The organism is Azospirillum sp. VT-I1, from assembly GCF_055698305.1.
The window spans coordinates 169,946-182,436 of sequence record NZ_CP168802.1 but is presented as its reverse complement, the minus strand read 5'-3'; the positions used below and the strand labels follow the sequence as shown (position 1 = coordinate 182,436).

9 protein-coding genes are annotated in these 12,491 nt (G+C 68.6%); 1 reads left to right on the top strand and 8 read right to left on the bottom strand.

The genetic code is table 11. The features are described from left to right. Positions 1-79 precede the first annotated feature (79 nt). Positions 80-1,162 (bottom strand): ABC transporter substrate-binding protein, encoded by a 1,083-nt coding sequence (locus AB8P05_RS14935; protein WP_472759882.1) that lies wholly within the window; start codon positions 1,160-1,162, stop codon positions 80-82. A 53-nt stretch (positions 1,163-1,215) separates the two neighbouring features. After that, on the bottom strand, positions 1,216-2,637 hold the full coding sequence (locus tag AB8P05_RS14930) for an FAD-binding oxidoreductase (protein ID WP_472759881.1): 1,422 nt from the start codon (positions 2,635-2,637) through the stop codon (positions 1,216-1,218). 563 nt (positions 2,638-3,200) lie between these two features. Here AB8P05_RS14930 and AB8P05_RS14925 point away from each other — a divergent pair. After that, on the top strand, positions 3,201-4,511 hold the full coding sequence (locus AB8P05_RS14925) for a hemolysin family protein (protein WP_472759880.1): 1,311 nt from the start codon (positions 3,201-3,203) through the stop codon (positions 4,509-4,511). Positions 4,512-4,788: 277 nt separating this feature from the next. Here AB8P05_RS14925 and AB8P05_RS14920 read toward each other — a convergent pair whose 3' ends face one another. The 6 genes from AB8P05_RS14920 to AB8P05_RS14895 all read right to left on the bottom strand — a co-directional run bounded on the left by AB8P05_RS14920 (position 4,789) and on the right by AB8P05_RS14895 (position 12,486). Next, on the bottom strand, positions 4,789-6,492 hold the full coding sequence (locus tag AB8P05_RS14920) for a methyl-accepting chemotaxis protein (protein WP_472759879.1): 1,704 nt from the start codon (positions 6,490-6,492) through the stop codon (positions 4,789-4,791). A gap of 271 nt (positions 6,493-6,763) precedes the next feature. Continuing rightward, positions 6,764-8,404 (bottom strand): FGGY-family carbohydrate kinase, encoded by a 1,641-nt coding sequence (locus AB8P05_RS14915; protein ID WP_472759878.1) that lies wholly within the window; start codon positions 8,402-8,404, stop codon positions 6,764-6,766. Between the two features lie 21 nt (positions 8,405-8,425). Then, the gene (gene rbsK, locus AB8P05_RS14910; protein WP_472759877.1) at positions 8,426-9,349 is read right to left on the bottom strand and encodes a ribokinase; all 924 of its coding nucleotides are present in this window, start codon (positions 9,347-9,349) and stop codon (positions 8,426-8,428) included. 45 nt (positions 9,350-9,394) lie between these two features. Continuing rightward, positions 9,395-10,480 (bottom strand): aldose 1-epimerase family protein, encoded by a 1,086-nt coding sequence (locus AB8P05_RS14905; protein ID WP_472759876.1) that lies wholly within the window; start codon positions 10,478-10,480, stop codon positions 9,395-9,397. 24 nt (positions 10,481-10,504) lie between these two features. Beyond that, the gene (locus tag AB8P05_RS14900) at positions 10,505-11,497 is read right to left on the bottom strand and encodes an ABC transporter permease (RefSeq protein ID WP_472759875.1); all 993 of its coding nucleotides are present in this window, start codon (positions 11,495-11,497) and stop codon (positions 10,505-10,507) included. Positions 11,498-11,508: 11 nt separating this feature from the next. Further along, a complete protein-coding gene (locus AB8P05_RS14895; RefSeq protein WP_472759874.1) occupies positions 11,509-12,486 on the bottom strand; it encodes an ABC transporter permease in 978 nt (325 codons plus the stop codon). Positions 12,487-12,491: the final 5 nt, after the last annotated feature.

Genomic DNA, 12,491 nt, shown 5'->3' with positions numbered 1-12,491 from the left:
GTGGGGCCGAAGGGGGATAGGATTTGCGAGGGGTGGGGAGAGGGCGCACTGCAAAGTCGCTTTCCCTCCCCGGCGCGCCTCAGCTCAGCAGCCAGGCATTGTAGCGCTCCAGACCCTTCTGCTGGTTCTTCAGCCAGTAGTCGGCGTTGATCTGCAGGCCGCGCTCGATGTTGGCCGGGAAGGTCGGGCAGTCGGCGGCGATCTTGGCGTCGATGTGCTTGAAGGCGTCCGGCTGGGTGACGCCGGCCGGGAAATACTTCACCAGCTCGGCCTGACGCTTGGGGTCGGAGGCGAACTTGATGAACTGGCGGCAGGCGTCGGCGTTCGGCGTGCCGGCCAGGATGGCCCAGCTGTCCAGGCCCCAGATGTTCTGGTCCCAGACGATGCCGACCGGCGCGCCGGCGGCGATGGCCGCCTGCGGACGCGAGACCCAGGTCGGCACCATGTCCACCTCGCCCGACAGCAGCATCTGTTCGACCTGCGCGCCGCTGGTCCAGAAAACCGAGATGTCCTTCTTGATGCGGTCCAGCGCCTTGAAGGCACGGTCGAGGTCGCAGGGATAGACCTCGCCCGTGGGCACGCCGTCGGCCATCAGCGCCTGCTCGATGGTGTCGAACGGGTGCTTGCGCAGGGCGCGGCGGCCGGGGAAGTTGGCGACGTCGTAGAAGTCCTTCCACGAGGCCGGCGCCTTGCGGTCCTTGAAAGCGTCGGTGCGGTAGGCCAGCACCGTGGTGTAGACGTTGGTGCCGACGCCGTATTCCGACATGTACTGCTTGGGGATGGCGGCGACGGCCGGGTCGGCCTCCAGCCCGTGTTTCTCCAGCAGCGGCTTGTCGCCGCCGGTCAGCATCAGGATGGCCGGCTGGCTGATCTTGGCCATGTCCCAGGTGTAGGACTTCGCTTCCACCATCGAGCGGATCTGCGCGGTCGGCTCGGCATTGGCCTGGACGCCGACCACCTCGATGCCGGTCGCGGCGGTGAAGGGCTTGTAGAACACCTCGCCATAGGCCTTGGTGTAGATGCCGCCGTCGTCGCGCACGACGATCCGCTTGTTCTGCGCGCGGGCCGGGCTCCAGATCGCCGGCATGGCAAGGGCGGAAGCGCCGACGGCGCCGGCTTTCAGCAGGGTGCGGCGGGACCAACCGGATTGGCGGATGCTCATGTCGGAACTCCTCTTGATGGGCCGGAACGGCGAAGAAGGGACGGAAAGGGTGCTCAGCCCGGCGGCAGCAGGCGGCCGGGATTGAAGAGGTTCTGCGGGTCGAGCGCCTGCTTGACCGCGCGCATCAGCGCCAGTTCGGCGGCGGGCTTGTAGCGCGCCATCTCGCCCAGCTGGACGCGGCCGACGCCGTGTTCGGCGCTGAAGGTGCCGTTCAGCCGGGCGGCCTCGTCGTTCACCGCATGGCGGATGGCGGCGGCCAGCGCCTCGCGGTCGGCAATTGCATTCCAGGCGTCGAAGGTGAAGAAGGGGATGAAGTGGACGTTGCCGTCACCGAGATGGGCGACGACGATGGCCGGCAGGCCGGGCACCAGCGCCTGCACCGCGGCGGTCGCGCCGTCGATGAAGGCGGGCACGGCCGACAGCGGCACCGCGCAATCGGTGGTCAGCCCGACGCCGGCCTTCTTGTTCGCCTCCGACACGCTGTGGCGCACCTCCCACAGGGCGTGGCGCTGCGCATCGCTGGCGGCGAGCGCCGCATCGGTCAGCAGCCCGTCGCCGAAAGCGTCCTCCAGGATCGCCTGAAGCTCCAGGTCCAGCGCGTCGCCGTCGCTGTTGTCCGACAGCTCGATCAGCACATGCCAGTCGGCCGGCGTCTCGATCGGGCTGCGGCGGCCCGGAACCTGTTCCACCACCAGATCGAGCTGCAGGCGGTTGATCATCTCGAAGGCCGACAGCCGGGCGCCGCAGCGCTCCTGCACGCGGGTCAGCAGCGTCAGCGCGTCGGCCGGCGACGCCATTCCGACCCAGGCGACGGCATGGCGCGTCGGCAGCGGATGCAGCTTCAGCGTCGCCGCGGTGATGATGCCCAGCGTGCCTTCCGACCCGATGAACAGGTGCTTCAGGTCGTAGCCGGTGTTGTTCTTGCGCAGGCCGTACAGGCCGGACCAGATGGTGCCGTTGGCCAGCACCACCTCCAGCCCCAGCACATTGTCGCGCGTGTTGCCATAGCGCAGGACGGACGTGCCGCCGGCATTGGTCGCGATGGTCCCGCCGATCTGGCAGGAGCCTTCGGCGCCCAGGCTGACCGGATAGAGCCGCCCCGCCGCCGCCGCCGCTTCCTGCACGGTGGCGAGCACGCAGCCGGCCTCGACCTCCATCGTGCTGTTGACCGGGTCGATGCCGCGCACCGCGCGCATGCGCGCCAGATTGAGGATCACCGGCGCCGGGCCGGTTTCCGACGGGGTGGCGCCGCCGCACAGGCTGGTGTTGCCGCCCTGCGGCAGCAGCGGAATCCCATGGCGGGCGCAACAGCGCACCACCGCGGCCACCTGCTCGGCATTCGCCGGGCGGACGAGGCAGAGCGCCGGCCCGCGATAGCGGCCGCGCCAGTCCTCCGTCGCGCCCTCCAGGTCGGATTTGGATGTCAGAACGGCGTCGGCGCCGATCAGGCCCGACAGCTCAGCGATCACGTCCACACGCGATCTCCTTGATCTGCATGGTGTCCGTCTCTGTAATCGCTATTCGATTACATCAACTGAAATATGATACTCCGTGATTGGTGCGCCAACAATCCACTTTTTGCATAGAGACCGAATTTTTGGTTAGACGACGAAATATCCGTCGGGAGAAGAGCTTGCCGACGGGTGGCCCCGGATGCGGCGGGGGTGCGCGGACGCGCGGCGGCTCTTGCATTCATCCGTGCCGGCACCAAATGAGGCGCAGCGCGCAACCAGGATGGAGCAGCCCCGCCCGGCAGGCGGGGACACGATGAACAGTTCGCCGAGCGGCCCCAGACGGCCGCGGGGGATCGGATCTCCGGTCGCCCGCGGCGCACCCACTCTTGCTGCATGGACGTTCCGGAACGTGCCTGCGTGGCCGATGGCCGGCGCGCGTTCCCTTGCCGGCCCATCCATCCGCCTCCGCCGGCTGCCCGCATTCCTTTATCCGCTTGCCCTTTTCAACCTGCTTCCGTCGAACGCGGGGCGCTCCGGCGCCGGCCGCGCCATGACGCATGCCCATTCCATCCGGGAATCTTCCGATGCTCTCGTTCGAGATCGCCATCATCGTCGCGCTGACGCTCCTCAACGGGGTGTTCGCCATGTCCGAGCTTGCCGTCGTCTCCTCGCGCAAGGCGCGGCTGCAGACTCTGGCCGACCAGGGAGACCGCGGGGCGCGGACGGCGCTGCGGCTGATCGATGAGCCGAGCCGCTTCCTCAGCACCGTCCAGATCGGCATCACCCTGGTCGGCGTCGTCGCCGGCGCCTATGGCGGCGCCACGCTGGGTGACCGGCTGGGCAAGTGGCTCGACACCTTCCCGATCCTGGCCGGGCGGGGCGACATTCTCGGCGTCGGCGGCGTCCTGGTGGTCATCACATACCTGTCCATCGTGCTGGGCGAGCTGATCCCCAAGCGCATCGCCCTGAAAAACCCGGAGCGTGTCGCGTCCCTGATCGCGCCGCCGATGCGCATGCTGTCCCGCATCGCCGGGCCCTTTGTCTGGCTGCTGGGCGCCTCGACCGACCTGCTGCTGCGCCTGCTCGGACTGCATGGCGCGCGCGAGGAGGTCGTCACCGAGGAGGAGGTCCGCTCGATGATCTCCGAAGGCACCCAGAGCGGCGTCTTCGCCCCGGCGGAGAAGGAGATGATCGACGGCGTGCTGCGGCTGGCCGACCGCACGGTGCGGAGCATCATGATCCCCCGTCCGGACGTCGCCTGGCTCGATCCGGGCAAGCCGCAGGCGGAGCTGCTGGAGGCAATCCGCGTCAACGGCCATTCGCGCTATCCGGTCTGCCGCGGCACGCTCGACGAGCTGGTCGGCGTCGTCCACACCCGCGACCTGCTGGGCGCCGTCGTCCAGGGCCGTCCCTTCGACCTGGAGGCCGGAGCCACCCGGCCGCTGGTCGTGCATGACGGCACGCCGATCCTGAAGCTGCTCGACCTAATGAAGAACTCCGGCCACCACATGGCGATGGTGGTGGACGAATATGGCAGCATCGAAGGGCTGGTCACCCTCACCGACATCCTGGAGATCATCGCCGGCGACCTGCCGGAGGCCGGGGAGGTGGTGGAGACCGCCGCGGTCCGGCGCGAGGACGGTTCCTGGCTGGTGGAAGGCTGGATGCCGGTGGACGAGTTCGGGGAGACCGTCGGCGTGCGCGGCCTGCGCGATGCCGGCGACTTCCACACCGTGGCCGGGCTTGTGCTGCACCGCCTGGGCCATGTGCCGCAGGCGGGAGAGTCCTTCGACTGGAACGGCGTCCGGTTCGAGGTGGTCGACATGGACGGGCGCCGCATCGACAAGGTCCTGGTCGTGCCCGCCGGCGACCGTCCGGCTGCGGCGGAGGAATGACGCCGCCCGGTGTTTTTTCATGCCGCGCTTAGCGTTGCCCCGCGGCGGTGGTAGGACTGGGTGAAGCCCAGTGTTTCATCCGCCGGAGGGAAGGCATGGCGCGGTGGCGGCGGTCCACTCGTCCTTCTTCCGAAACAATCGAGCGAAACTGCCGCTCACGCGGCCGGAACCCGGTGCTGCGCGGCCCTGTGGCCTTCGGATGGAACAATGAAACAGGCCCGGAAAACCGTTCCATAGCGTTCCAAACGTTCCATCCGGCGCCGCCCCGGCCCCCGCGTCAGGCCGCGCGGACCTCGCCGATGAAGGCCTGGATCCGTTCGCGCAGGCGGTCGGAGTCGCGGGACAGGCTGTCGGCGGCGCCCAGCACTTCGGTGGCCGCCTGACCGACCTGCCCGGCGGAGCTGCTGACCGCGGCGATGTTGCCGGTCACCAGCTGGCTTCCCTGGGCGGCCTGCTGGATGTTGCGGCCGATCTCCTGGGTGGCGGCGGTCTGCTGTTCCACGGCCGCGGCGATGGCGCCGGCGATGGAATCGACGTCGTTGATGGTGCGGCCGATGGTCTGGATCGCGGTCACCGTGCCGTCGGTCACCGTCTGGATCTCGGCGATCTGGCTGCCGATCTCCTCGGTCGCCTGGGCGGTCTGGGTGGCCAGCGCCTTCACCTCCTGCGCCACGACGGCGAAGCCCTTGCCGGCCTCTCCCGCGCGGGCCGCCTCGATGGTGGCGTTCAGGGCCAGCAGGTTGGTCTGGCTGGCGATGTTCTGGATCAGGCTGACCACGTCGCCGATCTTCTGGGCCGCCTGCACCAGCCGGGCGACCAGCGCGTTGGTCCGCTCGCCCTCCTCGACTGCGTTGCGGGCGATGGCGGCGGCGGCGTTGACCTGCCGGCCGATCTCGCCGATGGAGCTGCCCAGCTGTTCCGACGCCGCCGCGACCGTGGCGACGTTGGCGGAGGACTGCGCCGTGGTGGCGGCGACGGTGGAGGCCTGCTCCGTCGTGTGGGAGGCGATGGCGGTCATGGTCTCGGCATTGCCGCGCAGATGGCGGGCGGCCGACGCCACCGCCTGCACCACGTCCTGCACGTCGGCGTCGAAGCGGTCGGCCAGCGCCCGCATGGCGGCCTGCCGGTCGCGCTCGGCCTGCAGCTTCTGCGCCTCGCGCTCCTCCTGCAGGTTGCGCATGGCAAGGCCGTTGCTCTTGAACACCTGCAGCGCGCGGGCGAGCAGCCCGACCTCGTCCCGGCGTTCCGCGCCCTGGATCTCGACCGCGAGGTTGCCGTCGGCGATGGCCGTCATGTCGGCGACCAGCCGGTGCAGCGGCCGGACGACGAAGACCACGATGATGGAGCCGAACAGGCCGAAGGCGACCAGCAGTCCGATGCCGGCGACCCCGTAGAGCCGGGCCATCACGCTGGCGGACAGCGCCATCGCCCTCTCCTCGGCGCGTTTGGTCTCCTCCAGGCTGTGGTCCACCCGCTCCGACAGCGCCGCGGTCAGCTTCTGCCGGACCGGGCGGCCGACGTCGATGGACACGCGGATCGCGCTGTCGGTGTCGTAGGCCCGCGCCAGATCGACCGCCTTCTGCGACACCCGTTCATACTCGCCGACGATGGCCTTGATCCCGGCGATGGTCTCGCGGTCGGCCGGGGCGTCATAGGCCGCGGCCAGCCGGTCGATCGCGGTCAGCGCCTTGCCGATGTTGTCCTTGTAGGTGGCGAAGGCGGCGTCGATGCGCTCGCGCGTTCCCGCCACCAGCGCGTTGGATTCCGCATCCATCGCGTCGCCCATGGCCGACTGGATCGCCAGCGCCGCCGACAGCCGGCCGGCCACCACATCGGTCACCCGGCTGGTGGAGGCGGTCAGGTCGATCAGCGCCGACCGGGCGGTCCAGACCACGCTGCCCATCACGGCAAGCAGCAGGACCGCCGGGATCAGCAGCTTATGGACCAGTTTCCGGTCGGAAAACCAGCGGTGCAGGGCCATGGCGTGTCTCTTTCTGAGGAAATGGAGCGGGTCGAACGGGGGCGTTCTGCCCATGGCAACCGGCAGCGGCGGAAGCGGATCGCTCCCGGCCCAAGTAATTACTATGCGATTGCTTCGACTGAAATATGATAGACAATAGTTCGTGTCCGAACAAACAGTTTTTCTTGCCAGCCGTGTGGCCGGCCCCGGCGAATGATGTCCGGGTACCACTCCAGGGAGGTCATGGGGGTGCGTGCGGGCAGAGGCGGCCGTCGTCCTCGCGGCTGAGGGGTCAGCCGGCTGCCGCCATCAGGGCGCGGTAGGCCATCTGGTCGTCGTGGAGCCGCAGGAAGACGCTGTATTTGGCGTCGTGGTAAGCGCGCAAACGCCCTTCGGCCGGCTGGATGCTGCGGCCGGCGCGGGTCATGCCGGCCATGCCGGCGGCGATGTCGGGAAAGGCGCCCGCCGCCACCGCACCCAGCACGGCGGATCCCAGCAGCACCGCCTCCGGTTCCTCCGGCAGGACCAGGGTGCAGCCGGTGGCGTCGGCATGCGCCTCCAGGAACACCGGATTCTTGGTGCCGCCGCCACAGGCGAGGATGGTGTCGATGGCGTATCCGGTGTCGTTCATCGCCGCGACGATGTGACGGGTGCCGTAGGCCACCGCCTGCACCGTCGCCAGATAGAGCAGCGCCAGATCCTCCAGCCCATCCGACAGGCGAAGCCCGCTGACGGCGCCGCGCAGGCTGGCGTCGGCGCGCGGCGAGCGGTTGCCATGGAAGTCGGGCAGCACATGCAGGTCGCGGGTCAGCATCGCCACCGGCCCGCCGCTGCGCTCCGCCAATGCGGCCAGCTCATCGTTCAGCAGTTGGTAGACCGTGGTGCCGCGCCGGGTGGCCTCGGCGGAGAGGTCGGCATGGCGGGGATGGCCCTGCACCACATGGTCGATCAGCGCACCGGTCGCCGACTGCCCGCCTTCGTTCAGCCACAGCCCCGGCAGCATGGCGGAATGGTAGGGGCCCCAGACGCCGGGGATGAAGCGCGGCGCAGCCGGGCTCATCACCATGTGGCAGCTCGACGTGCCGCCGATCAGCGCCAGCCGCCGGTCGTAATCGACGGGGGCCGATGCACCGAGCGGCACACCGATGACGCCGATCCCGCCGGCATGGGCGTCGATCATGGAGGTGCCGACGGCGATGCCCGGCGTCAGGCCAAGCTCGCGCGCCGCCTGCACGGTCAGGCCGCCGCCGATGGTGCTGCCGACCGCGCCGACATCGGTGCCGATGCGGGCATGCCCCTCATTGACCAGATCGCCGAGCCCGATGGCGCGGAGATAGGAATCGTCCCACCGCCCCTCATGGCCCAGATAGGTCCATTTACACACCAGCGAGCACAGCGACCGCCGTGTCGATCCGGTGGCCCTCCAGGTCAGGAAATCCGGCAGATCGAAGAAATGGGCGGCGCGGCTCCAGCTTTGCGGGAGGTTCTCCTTCAGCCACAGCAGCTTGGGCGTCTGCATCTCCGGCGACAGCCGCCCGCCGACATAGCGCAGCACCTCATGCCCGCCGGCATTGATGCGGCCGGTCTGGTCGATGGCGCGGTGGTCCATCCAGACGATGACGTTGCGGTCGTCGTCGCCCTGCGGATCGACCGTCACCGGCCGCCCGGCGGCGTCCAGCACCACCAGCGAGCAGGTGGCGTCGAAGCCGATGCCGACCACCTCCGGCTTTTCGCCGCAACCCTCCATCGCCTCCTGCACGGCGGCACAGACCGCAGCCCAGATGTCGTCGGAGGACTGCTCCGCCCAGTCCGGATCGGGCTTCCACATCCGGATCGGGCGGGATGCGGCGGCCAGCCGGCGGCCGGCAAGGTCGAAGATGCCGGCGCGGGCGCTGCCGGTCCCCACATCCACTCCGATCACGGCGCGCGTCATGGCATGTCCTCCGTCCGATGGCTACAGGCTGGCGCAGAAGGCCTCGAAAGCCTCGCGGCTGGCATAGGATTTCTGGGTGCCCGGCCGGGTAATACTGTCGGCGGCATAGCGCACCGCCATGCGCAGCGCCGCGTCGAGATCGCGGTTCTCCACATAATAGCGCGCGAAGCTGCCGATGAAGGCGTCGCCGGCCCCGGTGGTGTCGACCGGCGTGACCCGCACCGGCTCGATCCGCCGTGTCTCCTCGCCCTTCGTCACCAGCAACGCGCCGCGGGCGCCCAGCGTGACGATGACGGTGCGGATGCCGCGGTCGATCAGGGTGCGCGCCGCCGTCTCGGCCTCCGCCTCCGACGTCACCGGCAGCCCGGAGATGGTCGCCAGCTCCGTCTGGTTCGGCACCAGGAAGGTGACCTGCCCGATCCGTTCGGGGTCGAGGTCGGCGGGGGCCGGGGCCGGGTTCAGCAGCGTCTCGATGCCGTGCCGCGCCCCGAACTCGATGGTGTGGTAGATCGTCTCCAGCGGGACTTCCAGCTGCATGACGATCAGGTCGCAGTCCTTCAGATCCTCGGCGGCGCGGTCGACGTCGGCCGGCGACAGCAGGGCGTTGGCGCCCTTGATGATGAGGATGCTGTTCTCGCCCGACGGCTCGACGAAGATCGGGGCGACGCCGCTGGAGGTGCCGGGCACCCGCTCCACATAACGGGTGTCGATGCCCGATGCCTCGAAGTTGCGGATGGTGTTATCGGCGAAGATATCGTCGCCGACCTTGGTGACCATCATCACCTCCGCCCCCAGCCGGGCGGCGGCGATGGCCTGGTTGGCACCCTTGCCGCCGCAGCCCATCTCGAAGCGCGGCGCCTCGATGGTCTCGCCGGGGCCGGGCATGCGGGCGGTGTAGGTGATGAGGTCGACCATGTTGCTGCCGACCACGGCGATCTTGCCCATCTTCGGTATCTCCTCTCGCAGCGCCCTAAGTCACGGCGCCCTAGATCAAAGCGCCCGGATGGCGCATTCCTCGGCTTCGGCCTCGTCGGCGGTCAGGTAGCCCAGCCGGACGGAGAAGCGCCGCGTCTCGCCGCCCGCCAGTTTCTGGACATTGCCCTTCATCGCCTCCGCATTGTAGCCCTCCGGCTCGCAGGTGGAGGGCAGGGCGAAGGCGCAGACCTTCTGGTCGCTGTTGACCAGCACCCAGCGCACCGTCTTGGGGAAGTCCCGCGTGCTGTAGGCGATGTGGAAGGCATCGCCCTCCCGCCGCCGCATCATCAGCGCGGTGCCGCCCTCCTCGTCGGTGCGCAGGCCGCGGATGTAGAAGACCTGTTCGGGGTCGTAGCGCTCGGGCTCGTCCAGCACCTCCATCACCGCGGGATCGCGGGCGAGGTCGGACAGCAGCGCGTCATAGGCCGGGCTGCGCGGCACATGGGCCGGCACCACCGTGCGCACCGCCGTCGCCTCCGGCGTGAAGGGCGCCGGCTGGACGATGCGGGCACCCTCGGCGAAGGCGAAGTTGACGTGGCACATGTACATCAGGTCCATCGCCGCACCCGACAGGTTCTCCACCTCCATCCGGATGTCGAACAGGGCGGAACCGGGGCGCAGCACCAAGCGCGGGCGGGCGGCGTAATGGGCGCCGAAGCCCATCACATATTCGCGCCGGCCGGTGACGGCCATGTAGGGACCTTCGTCGTCCTCCCCCACCTCCAGCCCGGCGGCGTCCATCGGGGCGCAGGGCATCTCGCCATGCAGAAGGTGGTTGTCCTGCGGACCGGGGCAGCCGTTGCGGAGCAGCCCGGAATGGAAGGCGAAGCAGCCGTATGTGCCGACGATCTCGCTGGCAGGACGCGGCATGTCGAACATGTTCGCCATGGTCAAATCGACGCCGTCGAACACGGCGTCCCACACCATCTGCCCGTAATAGGGCAGCACCACCAGATGGCCGCGGCGGTTGGACAGACGCACCGCCTCGATGCCGCTGTCGTAGCGGAACAGGCTGGCGGTCATGCCGTGCGCCTCGGCGACCGGGCGCTCCGCCTCGCCGAAGAAGCTCTTGCGGAAATGGATGGCGGTCCGGACGCTCATGGGAAGTCCCCCCGAAGAAGCATGCTAGCGGGTGCGGTTCTTGTAGGCGTTGATCACGATGACCAGCAGCAGGAACGCGCCCCAGATGAAGTCGATCAGGTGGTTGGAGAAGCGCAGGATCTGGAAGCCGCTCGACAGCAGCATCAGCGCCACCACGGCGATGGTGATGCCCAGAACCGTGCCCCGTCCGCCGGCCGGGTTGGTGCCGCCCAGCACGGCGATCAGCACCGCCTGCAGCAGGTAGGAGTTGCCGTAGTCCGACTTCGCCGCGTTGGTCCGCCCCGACAGGATGATGCCGGCGACGGACGCCAGCACGCCGGTCAGCATGTAGCTGTACAGCACCATGCGCTCCCGCTTCAACCCGGCGAACAGCGCCGCCTTCGGGTTGGTGCCGATCAGCATCAGGTTGATGCCCAGCGCGGTGCGGGTCAGCATGAAGGCGATCAGGGCGGCGATGGCGGCGAACAGCACGAAGGGCGTCGCCAGCCCCAGGATCTTGCCGTTGCCGAGGAAGGCCCAAGCTGTGGGGAAGCCGACGATGGCAGGCCCGCCGGTCAGCACGATGGCAAGCCCGGTGAAGACCTGTCCCGTCCCCAGCGTCGCCAGGATCGGCGTGATGCCCATCCGAGTGATCAGCAGCCCGTTCACCGTCCCCGCCACCAGCCCGGTGCCGAGCGCGATGACTCCGCCGAGCAGGACGGTCAGGATGCCGGTGTCGGCGACCCCGGCGGCACCTGCCAGCTTGTGGAACAGCACGCCGGCCAGGATGCCCGACAGGTTGGCGACGCCCACCACCGACAGGTCGATGCCGCCCGTGAGCATGGCGATCATCATGGCGATGGAGAGCAGCCCCAGTTCGGGGAAGATGTAGGTGATGGACTCGAAATTGTAGTAGCGCAGGAACTTGTCCGGGCTGAGCGCCGTCATCACGGCGAAGATCAGCACCGTCATCACCAGAAGCTGGACGATGTTGTTGTCGCGGTTGACCAGACTGCGGATGTTCATCTGTGCCTTCATGATCCGCCTCCTCACGCCATCCGGCGACGGTCGCGCCAGGCCGACAGGGCGGTCGCGACGATGACGATCAGACCCACGGCGACCAGCTGCCAGGTGGTGTCCACTTTCATGATGATCAGGCTGTTCTTGACCATCACCAGCATGAAGACGCCGAGCATGGTGCCGAGAACGCTGCCCCGCCCGCCGAAGATCGACGCGCCGCCCAGCACCACCGCCGCGATGACGTCCAGCTCCAGCCCGACGAAGTCGCGCGGATTGGCGAGCCAGATCATGCCGCTGTGCAGCAGCCCGGCGAAGCCGGCCAGCGCACCGGCGACGCAATAGATGAAGAAGATGGTCTTGCGCAGGTCGAAGCCGGCGCGCCGCGCCGCCTCCGGATCGCCGCCCAGCGCATAGGCGCTGCGGCCGATCATGGTGTAGCGCAGCACCAGATGCATGGCGACCGCCAGCCCCAGATAGATCAGCACCATCGCCGTCAGGCCATAGGTGGTGCCGTCGGCCTTGGTCACGCTGACGACGTCGGTGCGGGCGAAGTCGATCAGCGCGGTCGGCATCTTGTTGATGTTGATCATGCTGGTGCCGACGACGCCCAGCAGGAAGCCGCGCACCATGGCGCTGGTGCCCAGCGTCACGATCAGTGGGATCATGCGGAACTTGTAGACGAAGAATCCGTTGACCGCGCCGAACGCCAGCCCCATCAGGGTGGCCGCCGCCAGAGGCAGCACGACGCCATTGTATCCCAGCGCCAGCATGCCCTTGATCGTCAGGTACATGGAGGCGACGGCGAAAGCCGGGAAGGACACGTCGATGCCGCCGGAGATCAGCACCAGCAGCACGCCCAAGGCCATGATGCCGATGATGACGTTGCTGCGCATCAGGCTGAACAGGTTGTCGAGCTGCCAGAAGGCAGGGTTGATCGTGCCGATGAGGACCATGGCGAGCAGCAGGATGCCCGCGATGACCGTTTCCGACCGGCGGAGCAGGGCCATCGGTT

What these genes read in the sequence shown, in the direction of transcription:
- AB8P05_RS14905 (WP_472759876.1), bottom strand. Translation starts at nt 10,480, where the DNA reads ATGAGCGTCCGGACCGCCATCCATTTCCGCAAGAGCTTCTTCGGCGAG.
- AB8P05_RS14915 (WP_472759878.1), bottom strand. Translation starts at nt 8,404, where the DNA reads ATGACGCGCGCCGTGATCGGAGTGGATGTGGGGACCGGCAGCGCCCGC.
- AB8P05_RS14935 (WP_472759882.1), bottom strand. Translation starts at nt 1,162, where the DNA reads ATGAGCATCCGCCAATCCGGTTGGTCCCGCCGCACCCTGCTGAAAGCC.
- rbsK (WP_472759877.1), bottom strand. Translation starts at nt 9,349, where the DNA reads ATGGGCAAGATCGCCGTGGTCGGCAGCAACATGGTCGACCTCATCACC.
- AB8P05_RS14925 (WP_472759880.1), top strand. Translation starts at nt 3,201, where the DNA reads ATGCTCTCGTTCGAGATCGCCATCATCGTCGCGCTGACGCTCCTCAAC.
- AB8P05_RS14900 (WP_472759875.1), bottom strand. Translation starts at nt 11,497, where the DNA reads ATGAAGGCACAGATGAACATCCGCAGTCTGGTCAACCGCGACAACAAC.
- AB8P05_RS14895 (WP_472759874.1), bottom strand. Translation starts at nt 12,486, where the DNA reads ATGGCCCTGCTCCGCCGGTCGGAAACGGTCATCGCGGGCATCCTGCTG.
- AB8P05_RS14920 (WP_472759879.1), bottom strand. Translation starts at nt 6,492, where the DNA reads ATGGCCCTGCACCGCTGGTTTTCCGACCGGAAACTGGTCCATAAGCTG.